Genomic DNA, 15,984 nt, shown 5'->3' with positions numbered 1-15,984 from the left:
TTGCGGTAGTAGGTGGGTACTGAGTGCTCGCCTACTACTACTAGTCCTTATCATGACGACAATTTTTAACACTGACCTATTTGCTAGTTATGTGACTGTGTTAGCGGAATTTGGACTACAAACTCTGTTCCCTCACCGCGTATGGAATTGTAAGTGAGACTACCTTTATGTTTATCCACAACAATCTGATAGCTAATTGATAATCCCAAGCCCGTACCGCTACCAACTGATTTAGTGGTAAAAAATGGATCGAAGACTTTCTGACTCACATCTTCAGGTATCCCAGCACCATTGTCAGCAATCCGAACCGAGACGCGATCGTTGTTTGCAAGTTCAGTCCGAATGCGAATTGTTGGTTTGTAGCCGTCGCACAAACGTATACCCTGAGCTTCAGCGCAATCGTGTAGAGCATCGATCGCATTGGCAATAATATTCATAAATACCTGATTGAGCTGGCCGGGGTAGCACTCAACTAAAGGCAGCTGACTGTATTCTTTGATAACTTCTATCTCAAAGCGATCGCCTAGCGTGCCTTTTACCTTAAATCGATGGTGCAGAATCATCAAAGTGTTATCGATACCCTCATGAATATCAACAGGTTTCATTTCGGCTTCATCCAAACGAGAGAAGTTGCGTAAGCCTAAGACAATATTCCGAATACGCGAGGTTCCCACCTTCATGGAATCTAAAAGCTTGGGCAAATCTTCTTCTATAAAATCCAAATCAATTTCAATAGCTTTTTCCCGAGCAAGAGTGGAAGAATCTGAGAATTCTTGCTGATATATAGTAATTAAATCAAATAAAGATTCTACGTATTCTGTAGCGTAATTAATATTGCCATGAATAAAATTAATGGGATTATTAATTTCATGAGCAATTCCCGCTACCATTTGCCCTAAAGAAGACATTTTTTCACTTTGAATTAATTGAGTTTGGGTATTTTGTAACTCTTCTAAAGCTTTCTTCAGATGCTGATTTTTTTCATTAATTTCCCGAGTTCTCTCTGACACTTTTTCTTCTAAAGTACGGTTGTATTCTTCCAATCGCTCGTTAACTCGTGCCAAATTCTGGTAGAGTATGGCATTTTCTAGAGAAATTGCTGCTTGAGTGGTAATAAGTTTGAGAAGTTCTATGCGATCGCGTGTAAATGCTTCTGCTGTTAAATGATTTTCTAGATAAAGAATACCCAGTAACTTACCTTGGTTGATAATCGGGATACACAAGAGACTTTTGGGTTGCTCGCGAAGAATGTAGCTATCAGTACCTAAAACTGGTTTATCTTTTAAATCACCAATGACTGCGATTTCCTGTGTTCGCTTGACGTAGTTAATTAAAGTCACGGGAACATCATTGCTTGATTCGAGACCGATTGAGGGAAATGCTGTGTCGATCCGCGCACTTGTTGAATTTGAACTGACCGCAGAAACTATCAGATGCACGTCCGTTGCTAAGCGATCGCCCTTTGGGCGGCTCCCAGAGGGAGCATCGCCTTCACTTAAAATGAGAGCACACTTAGAAGCTCCAGCATTCTCCATCACCACTTCCATTAAAGTAGACAGCAACTGCTCGAGTTCAATTGCTCCAGACAGAGCAATTGAAGCTTTTACAACAGATGCCAAATCTAAAGAATCGGAAATACTGCTATTTGACCCAAGGACAGTTTGATTGGAGCCACTCGTAGATAAGGATGTGCGACTTTCACTAGAGCTATTCGTTGCTGGTTCGGTGTTGAGTTTTCCTTGTTGAAGAATTGTAGCAAGGAATTGAGCATAACGCTTTTCCAAATCCTCAACTTTAGCTTTTGAGCCCCAACGGATATAGTCATAATAAGCATCTATTATGTAAATTTTGGCAATTTTAAGTTTGCCCCACTCCAGATAAAACTTACCAGTCAATTCGCTGGCTAGAGCCGCTTCATGTACATACTCATTTTCTTGAGCAAGGGTAATTGCTTGCTCGTAACTATTTACAGCTTCAAGATATTGACCCAGAACTCTACATCGCTCTGCTTCTACTAAATAAAATTTATGCAAATAATTCATAGGGGCATGGTATGCCCATTTCTGCATTTTTTCTTGATTAACAGATACCTTTTCCAGAATTTTTGCTTGTTCTATTTTCTCAGCATTAGGATAAACTGCTAGATGTGCCAGAGAATCGTAGAAATGAAATTCAGTAACAACTAAATGCCCAACTGCCACTTCTATATACTTCTCGACATTAACAGCATTTTCAACTGCCTTATTGTAATCAGCTAGTAAATAACACAGCTGAAGCTTGCATAAATACAAATGCACAAGACCAAGGCTGTCATTGGCTTGCTGATGATATGTTATCATTTCTTTTTCATTATAAGCCTCACCTATTAACTCAAATGGATTTTCTTGCTTATTTAATAAATTTAAGACACTTTGCAGGTAGATATTATTCCAATTTAACACCATTATCTGATTGGTTGACTCAAGAGCATGGCTGTGATTTTCTATTTGCTGCTTGAGCAGTGAAAGTTCTCCACCCATAAAATATGCATAGAAGGAGTAACAATAAAGAGCATAAGCTCCATATTCTAAACTTCCTGTTTCTAAACTAATAGAATAAATTTCTAAAAGAGAGGGCAATATTTCTCGAATATGCTCTTTCCAAAGTCTGATAGTTCCATTAAACCCCATAAGAACCTGTGATATGGTATCTTTAACCTGGAATCTAACCAACAGATCTAAAGAGAGTTTGCCCAATCTATAGCCAAACTCTATGTCTCCCACAACTCCACAAAGTATTATTCCGTAACGAACATAAACAAGGGCAGACAAAGGAGAAGTGCCATACTTAAGTGAGAGATTGATTTGTTTAAATACGAGTAAAGGAAACAACTCAGGTATAGCTTGATAGGCAAAACTCGTTACACTAGATAAAATACGCATAGCAGCTAGTGCATGAGGTTCCGTCATCTCTGGGTAATCGATTAAGTCCTCTATACGTCTGCCAGCTAAATTTGATGTAAGTTCTGCCATTTCTGCTTGAATATCTGTTTGGTTGGGGCTCTCTGGAAACTCAATGCCCAAAAGTTTTAAAAACCCCAGTGCAACATCGATTGCTGGTAGCGGTTTACTCTGTGCTCCAACAGCCTGAATCTTAATTTCATAAACTTTTGTTCGCTCTAATAGGGTTTTTGCTCGTATCAATACCACTTCTATCAATTGCTCTGCTAGTTCAAAGTTACCGCTTAGGTATGCTGCTTCTGCGGCTGTTTCATACAAAGCAAGAGTAAAATCATAATTGGTTTTCCAGGTATCGCTTGGTAGTAATTGAATGCTGGTAGTTAAATATTTAACAGCAGCTACGTAAGCTGTTGATGCTAAAGCTTTGCGACCAGCGATCGAATTCATTTGTGACAGTCGATCGCGCTCGCTTGGATCGACTAGCAGTTCTGCTGCTACATTAAACTGATTGACTAAAATAAAAATCTTTTCTTTTCTTTCTTCGACAGAAAAACTGCTAAGTAACAATTGCCCAATTTTTAAATGAATTGACTGTTTGTAATTGTTGGGAATGAGAGAATAGGCTGCTTGCTGTACCCGATCGTGTACAAATTTATACTTTTGATAACCATCGTTAGGAATTGATGAAAGTTCGCTGTCATCAACTAATAACTGATAACCAGTTTCAGGTAAAACAAGACCATCAAGTAACGATTGCCATAAATCCGCTGCTGTATCGACTTCAGATTTTTCATAGATAATAGCAAGAGTTCTTAAATCAAATTCGTTACCTATACACGCAGCAAGTTTTAAGACTGCTTGAGTTTTGCTTGGCAACTTCTCTAGTTGAAGTGCCATAAATTCTACAACGTCATCTGTAAGAGCTATGGCTTTAACTTCATTAATGTTGTACTGCCAAAGACGATGAGAAAAATCAAATTTTAATATGGATTCATCATGTAAGTACTTCAGAAATTGATGAGTAAAAAAAGGATTGCCTTTTGTTTTCGTCAATACAATCTTTGTGAGAGGAATAGATAGAGCTTCTTGACAATTGAGCGTATCACAAATTAAATTTATTAAACTGTTATAATTTAATTCTTTTAAATTAATTTTATTTATTAAAATTCCTGTCTTCTCTATTTCATTGAGAGTAACAGACAGGGGATGCATTTGAGAGACTTCATTATCTCGATATGCACCTATAAGTAAAAAAGCTCCCTCAGGTATAGTTTGTTTTTCTTGATTGAAGTATTTAGTTCGCTCTTCCAAAGCAGTATTTTTACTGCTTAATAAATGAATAAATTTTAACGAAGTTGTATCTGCCCATTGTAAGTCATCCAGAAAGATAACCAAAGGATGTTCTTTTGTTGTGAAGACATTAATGAATCTCTGGAATAGTAAATTTAAACGATTTTGAGCAGCAGTTCCAGAGAGTTCAGTGACTGATGGCTGACGTCCAATAATGACTTCTAGTTTGGGAATAACATCAACAATTACTTGAGCCTGTTCGCCTAATGCTGATAAGATTTTAGATTTCCATTGTTGAAGAACGGGCTCAGGTTCGCTTAACAACTGCCTAATTAAATCTTGAAAAGCTTGTAAAAATCCCGATAAAGGAATATCGCGTTGAAATTGATCGAACTTACCTTTAATAAAGTAACTGCGCTGACGAACAATTGGTTTGTGAACTTCGTTGACAACAGCTGTCTTACCAATACCAGATGAACCTGCAACCAAAACTATTTCAGATTTACCACCCGTGACTCGCTCAAAAGCCGCAAGTAAAGTTTCTACTTCCTGTTGACGACCGTAGAGTTTTTCAGGAATCAAAAAATACTCGGAAATATCCTGTTCTCCCAACTGAAAGGGTATAATATTTCCAGTTTCTTGCCACTGCTGCTTGCATATCTCTAAATCGTGTTTTAACCCGAAAGCACTGTGATAGCGATCTTCAGCATTTTTTGCCATGAGCTTGCTGATGATCTCTGATATAGTTAAGGGAATATTAGAATTTAAAGAATTAGCTTTGGGTGGTTGTTTGGCAATATGACAATGCACCAACTCCATGGAATCGTTTGTTGTGAAGGGTAACTGTCCGGTCAGGAGTTCAAAAAATGTGACGCCAAGGGAATAGAAATCGCTACGGTAGTCAATCCCACGGTTCATTCTTCCTGTTTGTTCTGGAGAAATGTAAGCGAGAGTCCCTTCTAAAAAATTGGGATTTGTCAGTTGTTGAATTTCTTTCGGTAAGAGACTAGCAATACTAAAGTCTGTCAGTTTAACTTCATATGTTGTGGGATTAATAAGAATATTAGCAGGTTTAATGTCTTTATGAATGATGCGATGACAGTGTAATTCGTGAAGGGTAGAGGCAATTTGAACAGCTATGTGAAAAAATTGTTGTAGAAACGCTGTCTGGGTAGTTTCTACACGAGTGATATATTCTTTTAAGGAAATACCGCCAAAGTCTTCCAGAATCAAAACATAACTGTTGCGATAGCTTTCCAAACTATAGGGTTTGACAATACCCGCACAATTGAGATTTTTAGCGATCGCATACTGTTTGCGAAACTGAGCAATTTCATGAAAGGTTGGGTATTCATTCCGCATCAGTTTTAAGATAACCGATTGTTGGTCTTTTTCCCGAATACCTTGATAAACCAGGGTTTTGCTTCCCGAGTAAATTTGTTGAGTTATGCGATAGCCAGGAATAGCAAAAATTGTATCTAGCTGTATCAACATCTACATTATGCTCTGGATAATATACTTCTAATTTAGTATTCCCAGAAGCACAGTCTTTGTATCATGTCACGAGCCGAAAGTAGTATTTTTGCGTTTTTTTGAAAAACTTAATAATTATTAACCCCGCTGTCTTAGAACTTAACTGACTGTGTGGTCTGAGATCCAGTCAGTAGTTATATACATTAATTTATATATTTATCTTTCACTCTTGGCTTTGCTAAATCAAGGGTATAGCGTTCAGCAATGTATATTTAATTTTGCACAAGTACCACCGAATTCAGTAGTTCCAAGGCGGTGATTGACAGACACGACCCGAAAGGAAACTGTAAAAGTGTCAAACGGTTCAAGTAAACTCGAACCCAGTTTGAGAATTGGGAAGACAGTCTAGATGGTGCTTTGACCACCGTAGGCTCTTGTCTGTATGCATGATGTCCGAAAAGAATCTCTGTGGCTTTAGCCCAGTGAGTTAGTCAACAAAAATCTAAACGCCGTACTCTATGTTAAGTACAGCGTTAGAGACATATCCTCACGATACCGATCGCTATTTAACTTTTTGTTTGATAAAAGTTACAACTTGATTGAGTTGTTTTTTCAAAGCATCAATTTCTGCCTGCATTTTGGCAATTTTTTCATTTAATGCTTGGATTTCTGCAGCCGAAGACCCAGACTCAGTAGAGGTAACTGCACTGGTTCCATTAGAAGTAGCTGCGACTCCATTGGAAGTAGCTGCGACTCCATTGGAGGTAGCTGCGACTCCGTTGGAGGTGGCTGCGACTGCTACCTGGGCTGGTTCGGGACGTGGTTGTTTAGCCTTGGTCATGGCGGACTTGATTGCGCCAATGAGTTGCTTTTGGTCAAAAGGTTTTCCAAGAAACTCAAAATATTCAAAAGGTTCGGGGATTTTCTCCGTCACCTCTTCTTTACGACCAGACATGATGACTAAAGGAATCTTCCTCAAATCACTATTGGCTTGGAGCTCTTGAAACACTTCCCAGCCATTTTTCTTAGGAAGTAGGAAATCTAGCATAATCAGGCTCAGTTTTTCCTGACGAATTAAATTCAATCCCTCTACACCATCTTTTGCTTCCAAAACTTGGAAGTTTCCTGGTGGTAACATTTCTCGTACTTTTACCCTGACAACTGTAGTGTCATCGATAACTAAAATTTTGTTACTTGTCACGACTGTTTGCTCTAATAGAAACTTTAGGTTTATATGGTAGTTGCGCCCTTGGGCGTCAAGAATTCTCCCACTATACCCAACATATCTCTGGATCGGGGGAGAGTAATTTCCGATAGAAGTGACAATACTTGAAGTGTCATACGTAACAAACAGCGGTCTTAACTCTGTGATTGTGGCAAAGTAATACTTAGGTGATTTTCTGAAAATAAATTACCGACGAATGAATCAGTAACCTATTGTAGGAATATGGAGGTCTTGCGCCCCTATAGAGGTACAATTTTTCTCAAAAATCGCCTCAGGCAACTGCGTTTAGCAAAATTTTGAATGATTTATGACTGCTTTAGAGCCATCTCAAATTAAAACTGAAATTATGGCAATGCCTTCATGGTTGCGCCGCCCGATTGGTAAAGCTAGCGAACTCTCAACGGTACAACGGATTATCAGGCAACGTCAAATTCACACCATTTGCGAAGAAGGACGCTGCCCGAATCGGGGTGAGTGTTACGCCCAACAAACTGCTACTTTTTTACTTATGGGGCCTACCTGCACTAGATCTTGTGCTTTTTGTCAAGTGGATAAAGGTCACGCACCAATGCCTGTTGACTTGGAGGAACCTCAAAAGGTTGCAGAAGCAGTGCAGCTCTTAGAATTGCGTTACGTGGTGCTGACTTCTGTTGCTCGTGACGATTTACCAGACCAAGGGGCGGGTCACTTTGTGAAGACGATGGAGACGATTCGCCAAATGAACCCAGAAACTCAAATCGAAGTACTGACACCAGATTTTTGGGGTGGTGTGGGTGCTGGTGAGGAAGGTCAGCGCGATCGCATCAAGACAATAGTGCAAGCCAAACCAGCCTGTTACAATCACAACATTGAAACAGTACGACGTTTACAAGGACCAGTACGTCGGGGGGCGAAATACGATCGCTCGCTTTTTGTCCTGCAAGTGGTTAAAGACATTGACCCTATCATTCCTACAAAATCAGGATTGATGCTAGGACACGGGGAAACGAGAGAGGAAATTATTGAAACGATGGTGGATTTGCGTAAAGTGGGATGCGATCGTATAACTATCGGTCAGTATATGCGTCCGTCTTTAGAACATTTGCCAGTACAAAAGTATTGGACACCAGAAGAGTTTGATGAATTAGGCAAAGTCGCTCAAGATATGGGATTTAGCCATGTTCGTTCCGGACCTTTAGTTCGCAGTTCCTATCATGCGGGAGACAATTAACAGCGTCTGACAAATATTTCTAACGAATTTTGCTAAATATGACAGATATTTGGTATCTGTTAATAAGTCTTTAAATTAGGAGAGAATGCGATGGCTAATGAAGGTAAGAAAAAAGTAGGCGAAGACGTTGCTAAAACTGGAGCTACAGCGCCTTACCCCTTCCGCACAGGTTGGGCTGTACTACTGTTAGCAATTAACTTTCTTGTCGCTGCCTTTTATTTTCATATTCTAGTGTAAGACGTTCAAGTAGATGAAAGGGATTGGAAATTGGGGATGAGCAATTGGGTATTGATTAGCTCATTTACAATCTCCAATCTCCAATCCCTTTTATATCGTTCCTTTGAATAATCCTTTGGGACGAACAAGCAGCACCAAAATCATGATAAATAATGCGACACCTTGTTTGTACTGAGAACCAAGTAGAGGCGTGCTAGCTTCTTGAGCAATACCGATGATAAAAGCAGCTGCGATCGCACCATAAGGATTGCCAATACCTCCTAAAATAACCGCTGCAAATAAGGGTAAGATTAAAAACCACCCCATATTTGGACGCACGGCTGTAATTAAGCCGTACATACTACCACCGAGAGATGTTAGGCTACCAGCGATCGTCCAAGTCCACAGAATCACTTGGTCAACATTAATACCAGAGACCCTAGCTAAGTCTAAATCGTCAGCAACTGCTCGCATTGCTTTACCAATTTTGGTATTTTGCAGAACGTAGTGCAACACCAAAATAACCACTATAGCCAAAACAAAAACCAACAGTTGATTGGGGGGTATTTTTAAACCACCAACATCCATAGCAGAACTAACAGGCAAATCGTAATTTTTGTTACTTCCGCCCCAGATAAAGATAATACCATTGCGGATAAATAATGCTAACCCAATGGAAATAATAATGAATGTTGTAGAACTCGCACGGATAGAGCGCATTCTCGACCACAGCAGCTTTTCCGCTAAAAGCATTGCAGCAACTGTACCAATTGCTGCTATTACCATAGATAACCAAATATTCAGCTTAAATAATGTATTCAGTACAAATGTTAAGTAAGCTCCTAAAGTCAAAAAATCACCATGAGCAAAGTTAGATAACCGTAAAATTCCCAGAGTTAGCGTTAGTCCAACTGCTGCTAAAGCAATAATACTTCCCACAGCAATACCATTAACAATCAATTGAGCAAATTGTAAATTCATAATTTTGTCACAAACTCCTCCAACTACTGATTCGGAGTATCTAGAGAATATTACCTGATTTGTGCAAAAGCGGAGATAACTACTCCCTTTGGCTATCTAAAATTATTGATTTTTATTGGGTTGGCACCACCCACCGCGCAATATTTGTGGTCGGTATCCACCTGACCTCTCATTCCCTTCGATACCCTTCTACAATGAAATTGATTGGGTGCTACTATGGGGGTTGTTGACTAAAATGCTTGCAGAAAAACTTGAAACACTAAAAAGCATCTTTCTAGAGATGGATAAGGCATTAATTGCCTACTCTGGGGGGGTTGATAGTACTTTGGTCGCTAAGGTTGCGTGTGATGTTTTGGGTGAACGTGCTTTAGCTGTCACAGCAGTTTCCCCTTCGCTGTTACCGGAGGAGTTGGAGGACGCTAAAATTCAAGCGGCAACTATTGGGATTAGTCATAGAATTGTTCAAACACGCGAAATGGAAAATCCCGACTATACTTCTAACCCAATTAACCGATGCTATTTTTGTAAAAGCGAACTGCACGATACACTCAAGCCCCTTGCGACTGCATTGGGATATCCTTATGTGGTAGATGGTGTGAATGCTGATGATTTACGTGATTACCGTCCGGGAATTCAGGCTGCAAAGGAAAGAGGCGCACGTTCTCCTCTAGCAGAAGTTGGTATGACAAAAGCCCAAGTGCGGCAACTTTCCCAAGAACTTGGTTTACCTTGGTGGGATAAACCCGCACAACCTTGTCTTAGTTCTCGCTTTCCCTACGGTGAAGAGATCACTGTAGCCAAGCTGCAACGAGTCGGGAGGGCAGAAATATATTTAAGAAAGCTAGGTTACAACAGCTTGCGAGTTCGATCTCAAGGAGATATAGCACGGATAGAATTGCCACCAGAAGAAATTAAAGACTTTGTCGCTAAGACAGATTTGCAGTCACTCGTTTCTACTTTTCAGGGATTTGGTTTTCTATTCGTTACTCTTGATTTGGAAGGTTTTCGCAGTGGAAAGCTCAATCAGGTTTTAAATCGAGAGATTGTACAACGGGCATAATCGGTCAGAAGCCCCACGCCTGACACGAAGTTGAGGCAGAGCCTCGAAATGTGCATTCCCAGGTAGAACCTGGGAGCGAGAAAACAAGGAACCTAGGGATGTGGGATGGGCGTTCTCGCCTGTCCGATTTTCAACCAATTTATTCTTTTTCGGCAACTAAATTGCTATCTTCTAAAACAATTTCGCCTTTCTTATTAATTTTGACTTGTTGGTTGGGAAAATCTTTACTAATTAAATGACGTAAAAGTCCTACTGTATGGAAGCGTTGATCGATGCGGGGAATTCCTTGCCGATCTAAACGAACGGGGATAATTTTACTTCCTACCAAATTTCCCTGAGAATTAAGCTTAACTTCTAAAATCATTGAGTACCCTGTTTGGGCTACTGTGGATAGCGTTCGATATCCCAAAAAATTTCCTAAAGAGTATGCAATGAGTTTATCATTATAGATTTCCATTGCTCGCGGAACGTGGGGACCGTGTCCGAGAACTAAATCTGCTCCTGCATCAATCATTGTTCTCGCAAACTTGATGGAATTTCCTCGATTTTCTCCATAGAAATACTCGGTTTTGTTTTTGACGTTTAATGCACTGGTGCCCTCGGCTCCTGCATGCATTGACACAATGACTATGTTGGCATTTCTTTTAGCTTCTTCTACGAGTGCTTTGGCTGTATCTAGGTCGTGAATGGAATTGTAATGTTCGTAGGGAGCAAACCCAATCATTGCCACTCGAATATTATCAAGTTCTAATACAAGAATTTGATTTTTATGTCCTAATGTGTCTATGCCAACCTCTTTAAGGTGCTTGACTGTGTCTCGGAACCCTATGAAACCAAAATCTCGTGCATGATTGTTGGCTATGTTCATAACATCAAATCCAACATCAGCAAACAGTTGAGCGTAGGAGGGTGGGGAACGAAAGGCAAATACTTGTCCCCGGCTGATGTCTTTGGCGCTGTAGGGGTAGTTGGTTAAGCTAGTTTCAAAGTTACCAAATAAAATGTCTGCTCTTTGCAAATACGCTCGTACAGATTGTGGCAGCAGTTGGTTGCGATCGCTTGGTAACCTGTAGTTAGGATAGTTTGTTCCTGGAATAATGTCTCCAACTGCTTGGATTGTTATGGTATCTGAGGTTGGAAATTCGGGTACAGAGAAAGGAACTGGCAATGTATCTGTGGATGTAGTTGCAGCTTGCGATCGCTGTAACTGTCCAAAGCGAATGAATAATCCTATACTAATACCCAAGCAGAAACACAAACTGATAAAGCCAAACGACCACAGTTTGCCCAAACGCTGGCTCACCATAGTTGCACTCCTCGAAATATGGCGCTAGTATATCTTGAAAAAGGCAACTTTTAATAGGAAAATACATTCAAGTTGACAATGCTAAACATCTAAATATAAGCTAAACTGGGCGAACTTTGGCGATTGAGATCCAATCGTTCCAATTTTACATATCCTCTATCTAGATCGATAATTCCCATTTCAAACAGACGATACTCAATATATTGTCGAATTCCTTTATCAACAATACACTTAATCGAACCGTCTGAATTCATCTCATTATATTGTCGATTTCCTTCGGCGATTGGATAACCGCTACAACTACCGAAAAATTTACATTGACTGCAAGTTTCTTGAAGTCTTTCTTCTGCTTCGATAACTATTTTGTGGTGCTGAGAACTCTTAATTAATGCGCCGAGGGGTTGATTAAAGATATTTCCGTGCGTATGGCTTATTAAGTAAGCATCTGCATAGCTGTAGACTTCTCCATCAACATCAACAATATAAATTGACTCCCATTCACCTTTATCATAGAAACTTGTTGGAGCATTGGGCGTGTAGTGATGAACTACCTGCTTAATTGCTTCATAAATTGGAGATATCCAAACCAATTTTTCATCTGCTAGCCATAAATCTACTAGTTTTTTATAAGCTTCTAAGACTTCATATGCAGTAATCTCAAAACCTTGATGTTGATTTTCAAATGAACCTTTAAATAAAGGTAATATTCTTGCAGATAGATTCATTTGTCGATAAAAATTGTATATTTCTGGAATAAACTCTAAGTTTTGCTTGGTGAGGACGCTGATACAACCAAAATCAATCCCGGCATTTGTCAGTTTATCTATGTTTTCTAAAACCTTATTTTGGGATTCAATACCTGTTTGGTAAACTCGCAATCCTCCAAATAGATCTATTGAAACTCCTACACCATCGAATCCTTCTTTTAAAAGTTTTATGCGTTGTGAGTCTAATAATGTCAAATTTGTTTGTACGCCATTTCTAACTCGAATATTGTCAAACTGAAATATCTGTTTTTGTAGCTCGAACACTTGCCAGTAAAAATCAGGTTTTTGTAGTAATGGTTCTCCACCATGCCAGACAAACTCAATTTCAATATCAAAATCTAAATGTTGATAGTAACTAGCAATATTGGTAAACATTTGCTGTATTTGAGCTAGTGCGATCGCTTGTTTGTTGGCTAACTCTGCGTATTCATAACAGTAGCGACATCTCAGGTTACAATGTTTGGATGTTTTGACAACAAATTGAACTTTTTTTGTTTCCTGTATCATGATAATTACCTATGAGTAAGGTAAAGACGTTTTGCCAAAACGTCTTTACAAAGTTAACTAAGTCTGACTGAAATTAGAATTACCTTGAAAAATATTCAAACTTAACGAGTTTGAATTTGTTTGAATGTATCAACTGCGGACGGACGCTGTATAATAGATGGGTCTGCAATGCTCGATTTATCAACAGGTTTGGTAAAATCAGCAAAACCTGGTTTTTCTTTAAAGTCGGCAAATCCTTCTTTAAATTGATCGGCACCATTGATTTTGCCTGGAGTAAAAATATCAATTTTATCGCGGATAATAGGATTGTTAATTTTCTGAATGCTAGGTTGACTTACGGTGTTTTTGGAAATAAAAGGATTTGACTCTGCCCTAGCAACAGTGCTAATAATCGAACTTGCTAAAGTCAAGCTCACCAACAAAGCAAAATGGCTAGATTTAGAACGTAAAAAAATCATCGATCTCTCCCGGTAGGTAGTGAATTTTTATGAGAGCAATTTTTGTTTTTCTTGCTCCTACCGGTTCATATGTCTGACCGATTTGATTTATGCAGGGTATGCTGCGATCGCTAAAAACTTTTTTTAGAAGGTAAAAGCAGGCTCGCCAACTGAGATGTAGCACCAGTCTGCTGCTGATGAAAAGGATGACACAATTTGAGGGTGTAGAGACACTTCCAACAATGTGTCTCTACAGAATTTACGTCACTTGCGAGCGACGCCAAATGGTATGAGTCATGACAGGCGACGGTATTAAATTATTTTTATGTTATGGAATTTATTAAATAAGTTTTACAAATTCAACCATTTATTCAACCAATTCAAACAATGCAACCGTTTCTACAAAGGTAAGCGTTGCTGAAAGTTTTACAGATATTAAAACGGAGAGGGGGGGATTCGAACCCCCGTTAGGTCACCCTAAAACGCATTTCGAGTGCGCCGCATTCAACCGCTCTGCCACCTCTCCAAAAAATATATTAAGGCTCTAACTGCAAATTAAAACTCATCCCTATAGGGCGAGGTTAGTGAAACGCCTTTTTTCTTAAATTAGCACGAGATTAAAAATACAGCATCTATCCTATCCTAAAAAGTATCAAAAAACAACAAGTACGATCGCCCCCGGCTAGGTTACTGCTACCCATCCACATTTCTGCTAAAGCATTTTTACTCATACATAAGGTGAGATCTTACCTCTTTGGTTGTACCGTTCGCTAGAGCGCCGGTCCACTAATATACGTTGACAAAAAGGATATTATGTTTTCAATTCAGTGTTGACGTTATGCACCAAAAAAGGTACATTAGGTGCATCAAGTCGAGTTATCTTGTTGTAGCCGATCGAAAAGTACAGTTCCAACTTTTTTGAATGGCAACACTTTTAACTTGATTTGGTACACATGGAAGAAAAACGAGTCCCAGCAAGATTTTATAAAAACGAAAATGGTAACGAGCCAGTTCGTGATTGGTTAAAAAACCTAGATAAAGATGCCAGATACTTAATTGGTGTTGATATCAAGACAGTTGAATTTGGTTTTCCCATTGGAATGCCAGTTTGTCGTCCCATGGGGGATGGATTATATGAAATTCGCACTAATTTACCTCAAGGGATAGCGCGTGTTTTCTTCTGTATTTATGCAGAAGAAATGATTTTGCTTCATGGGTTTATCAAAAAAACTCAGAAAACACCACCTAAAGAGTTGAATTTAGCTTTAGAGCGTAAAAAAGATTTGGAGATGAATGGATGAGTAATAATCCTTATGTCGGTTCGTCTCTTGACGATCTTCTAGAAGAAGAAGGCACTCTTGAAGAGATTAACCTGGTTGTAATAAAACGGGTGATTGCTTGGCAATTACAACAAGCAATGAAAGAAAAGAACATATCCAAAGTTGAGATGGCAAAGCTTATGAATACTAGTAGGTCATCTCTCGACAGACTTTTAGATCCAGATAATGTGTCAGTAACCTTGGACACTATCGGGCGTGCTGCTAAGGCTGTTGGTATGCAAGTACGAATTGAATTAGCTAATGTGGATCGATAGATTTTTTTTACTTAAGATACTAGCCCCACATCTGGTTCACTCCTAAAAATTCCTGAAACGCTTACTACACGGACTTTAGGAAGCACTCATTCAACCACTCTGCCACCTCTCCAACTGTTGTTTGTAAAATTAAGGAGTGTTTGACGCCTTAATTTGTGAACTATTTTTTGCCCACTAATAGAACCTGTAGCCTTCTGCAAGTCAGTGTAATTTATCCAAGACGTTGCTGATAGTAGCTTTGCAGCAAATTATCCAACTGCTCTTCCGAGCAGCAATCAATTAATGCTTCATATACTTCTAGTAACTTTGCTGCACTGTCTCCCAGTGTTGGGCTGAATTCCCAAACATCCTGCACCCATTCTTGAGAAGGTGTATCCTCAAAAATTAATCGTTCTAGTAACTGCTTGACTTCTACTTTAGAAATAGTCATTAGTTTTAAAGTGAGTGGAGCACATTTCTAACTTGCTCATTGTAATACTTAAAGCAAGTAGCACTCAATTAAACTTGCGATAACCGGATGGAAGCGGTGCGTGGTGCATAACTTCAACGTTTTGAAGAGTGACTAGCCCATCCCTGACCATTTCTTTAATATATGGTAATATCTCATCAAGAGCATCCTCTCGGTCTATCATGGTTACCACAATCGGTATATCAGAGGACAACTCCCAAAGTTCACAAGTTTGACAAGAGGTTTGTTTTCCAAACCCTGTTATTGCTTGCGTTACTGTTGCACCAACTATTCCCCGCTTTCTGGCAAGTCCAACTAAAGCTGTGTACAGTGGCTGACCGTACCAACGATCTGATTTGCCTATATATATTGTGAGTTGTTTCCAAGCTGCCATAACAACTTTTTACCTCCACAATCTGGCTAAAACTGTTCCTAACTGAACGCTGACAATTCCCAGTATTGCACTGCCTGCCCAATAGGAACTAACTTTTAACAAATTGCCACGATTCCATAAAGCGATCGTATCTTGAC

13 protein-coding genes and 1 tRNA gene are annotated in these 15,984 nt (G+C 39.4%); 5 read left to right on the top strand and 9 right to left on the bottom strand.

From position 1 onward, the window contains the following. Positions 1–83: 83 nt before the first annotated feature. Together HC643_RS18915 and HC643_RS18910 are read right to left on the bottom strand one after the other, a co-directional pair. Positions 84–5,723 (bottom strand): trifunctional serine/threonine-protein kinase/ATP-binding protein/sensor histidine kinase, encoded by a 5,640-nt coding sequence (locus tag HC643_RS18915; protein ID WP_038088020.1) that lies wholly within the window; start codon positions 5,721–5,723, stop codon positions 84–86. 541 nt (positions 5,724–6,264) lie between these two features. Continuing rightward, positions 6,265–6,903, bottom strand: a complete 639-nt coding sequence (locus tag HC643_RS18910; protein WP_038088016.1) for a response regulator — start codon at positions 6,901–6,903, stop codon at positions 6,265–6,267. A 331-nt stretch (positions 6,904–7,234) separates the two neighbouring features. On the opposite strand from HC643_RS18910, the gene lipA reads away from it, so the two are divergent. Continuing rightward, complete coding sequence (gene lipA / locus HC643_RS18905) at positions 7,235–8,137, top strand: lipoyl synthase (protein ID WP_038088014.1); 903 nt, start codon at positions 7,235–7,237, stop codon at positions 8,135–8,137. A gap of 90 nt (positions 8,138–8,227) precedes the next feature. Further along, entirely contained in the window at positions 8,228–8,374 is a 147-nt protein-coding gene (gene psaX / locus HC643_RS18900) for a photosystem I protein PsaX (protein ID WP_038088011.1), read from the top strand. A 90-nt stretch (positions 8,375–8,464) separates the two neighbouring features. Here psaX and HC643_RS18895 read toward each other — a convergent pair whose 3' ends face one another. Continuing rightward, positions 8,465–9,334, bottom strand: coding sequence for a branched-chain amino acid ABC transporter permease (locus HC643_RS18895; RefSeq protein ID WP_038088008.1), 870 nt, complete (start codon positions 9,332–9,334; stop codon positions 8,465–8,467). A 235-nt stretch (positions 9,335–9,569) separates the two neighbouring features. On the opposite strand from HC643_RS18895, the gene larE reads away from it, so the two are divergent. Beyond that, positions 9,570–10,394, top strand: a complete 825-nt coding sequence (gene larE, locus HC643_RS18890) for an ATP-dependent sacrificial sulfur transferase LarE (protein WP_038088005.1) — start codon at positions 9,570–9,572, stop codon at positions 10,392–10,394. A 139-nt stretch (positions 10,395–10,533) separates the two neighbouring features. On the opposite strand, the gene HC643_RS18885 is transcribed toward larE, so the two are convergent. The 4 genes from HC643_RS18885 to HC643_RS18870 all read right to left on the bottom strand — a co-directional run bounded on the left by HC643_RS18885 (position 10,534) and on the right by HC643_RS18870 (position 13,937). Further along, positions 10,534–11,700 carry a CapA family protein gene (locus HC643_RS18885; protein WP_038088002.1) on the bottom strand — a complete coding sequence of 389 codons (1,167 nt, stop codon included), beginning with the start codon at positions 11,698–11,700 and terminating at the stop codon, positions 10,534–10,536. Positions 11,701–11,789: 89 nt separating this feature from the next. Then, positions 11,790–12,974, bottom strand: a complete 1,185-nt coding sequence (locus HC643_RS18880) for a radical SAM protein (RefSeq protein ID WP_038087999.1) — start codon at positions 12,972–12,974, stop codon at positions 11,790–11,792. 101 nt (positions 12,975–13,075) lie between these two features. Next, on the bottom strand, positions 13,076–13,432 hold the full coding sequence (locus HC643_RS18875) for a hypothetical protein (protein ID WP_038087997.1): 357 nt from the start codon (positions 13,430–13,432) through the stop codon (positions 13,076–13,078). Between the two features lie 420 nt (positions 13,433–13,852). Beyond that, a tRNA-Ser gene (locus tag HC643_RS18870) sits at positions 13,853–13,937 on the bottom strand. A 427-nt stretch (positions 13,938–14,364) separates the two neighbouring features. Between HC643_RS18870 and HC643_RS18865 the strand changes: the two genes are divergently transcribed. Continuing rightward, a complete protein-coding gene (locus HC643_RS18865; RefSeq protein ID WP_038087994.1) occupies positions 14,365–14,712 on the top strand; it encodes a type II toxin-antitoxin system RelE/ParE family toxin in 348 nt (115 codons plus the stop codon). After that, positions 14,709–15,005 carry a helix-turn-helix domain-containing protein gene (locus tag HC643_RS18860; protein WP_038087991.1) on the top strand — a complete coding sequence of 99 codons (297 nt, stop codon included), beginning with the start codon at positions 14,709–14,711 and terminating at the stop codon, positions 15,003–15,005. The genes HC643_RS18865 and HC643_RS18860 overlap by 4 nt, the downstream gene beginning before the upstream one ends. A 211-nt stretch (positions 15,006–15,216) precedes the next feature. Here the strand turns inward: HC643_RS18860 and HC643_RS18855 are convergent, their stop codons facing one another. Then, positions 15,217–15,435 carry a hypothetical protein gene (locus HC643_RS18855; protein WP_038087989.1) on the bottom strand — a complete coding sequence of 73 codons (219 nt, stop codon included), beginning with the start codon at positions 15,433–15,435 and terminating at the stop codon, positions 15,217–15,219. Between the two features lie 64 nt (positions 15,436–15,499). Then, complete coding sequence (locus tag HC643_RS18850; protein WP_038087985.1) at positions 15,500–15,847, bottom strand: DUF190 domain-containing protein; 348 nt, start codon at positions 15,845–15,847, stop codon at positions 15,500–15,502. Positions 15,848–15,984: the final 137 nt, after the last annotated feature.

Origin of the sequence: Tolypothrix bouteillei VB521301, from assembly GCF_000760695.4 — a bacterium.
GTDB classification, from domain to species: domain Bacteria; phylum Cyanobacteriota; class Cyanobacteriia; order Cyanobacteriales; family Nostocaceae; genus Scytonema; species Scytonema bouteillei_A.
This window is presented reverse-complemented; position numbering and strand designations above follow the sequence as displayed.

What these genes read in the sequence shown, in the direction of transcription:
- HC643_RS18850 (WP_038087985.1), bottom strand. Translation starts at nt 15,847, where the DNA reads ATGGCAGCTTGGAAACAACTCACAATATATATAGGCAAATCAGATCGT.
- HC643_RS18860 (WP_038087991.1), top strand. Translation starts at nt 14,709, where the DNA reads ATGAGTAATAATCCTTATGTCGGTTCGTCTCTTGACGATCTTCTAGAA.
- HC643_RS18875 (WP_038087997.1), bottom strand. Translation starts at nt 13,432, where the DNA reads ATGATTTTTTTACGTTCTAAATCTAGCCATTTTGCTTTGTTGGTGAGC.
- HC643_RS18885 (WP_038088002.1), bottom strand. Translation starts at nt 11,700, where the DNA reads ATGGTGAGCCAGCGTTTGGGCAAACTGTGGTCGTTTGGCTTTATCAGT.
- psaX (WP_038088011.1), top strand. Translation starts at nt 8,228, where the DNA reads ATGGCTAATGAAGGTAAGAAAAAAGTAGGCGAAGACGTTGCTAAAACT.
- HC643_RS18895 (WP_038088008.1), bottom strand. Translation starts at nt 9,334, where the DNA reads ATGAATTTACAATTTGCTCAATTGATTGTTAATGGTATTGCTGTGGGA.
- lipA (WP_038088014.1), top strand. Translation starts at nt 7,235, where the DNA reads ATGACTGCTTTAGAGCCATCTCAAATTAAAACTGAAATTATGGCAATG.
- HC643_RS18915 (WP_038088020.1), bottom strand. Translation starts at nt 5,723, where the DNA reads ATGTTGATACAGCTAGATACAATTTTTGCTATTCCTGGCTATCGCATA.
- HC643_RS18865 (WP_038087994.1), top strand. Translation starts at nt 14,365, where the DNA reads ATGGAAGAAAAACGAGTCCCAGCAAGATTTTATAAAAACGAAAATGGT.
- HC643_RS18855 (WP_038087989.1), bottom strand. Translation starts at nt 15,435, where the DNA reads ATGACTATTTCTAAAGTAGAAGTCAAGCAGTTACTAGAACGATTAATT.
- HC643_RS18880 (WP_038087999.1), bottom strand. Translation starts at nt 12,974, where the DNA reads ATGATACAGGAAACAAAAAAAGTTCAATTTGTTGTCAAAACATCCAAA.
- larE (WP_038088005.1), top strand. Translation starts at nt 9,570, where the DNA reads ATGCTTGCAGAAAAACTTGAAACACTAAAAAGCATCTTTCTAGAGATG.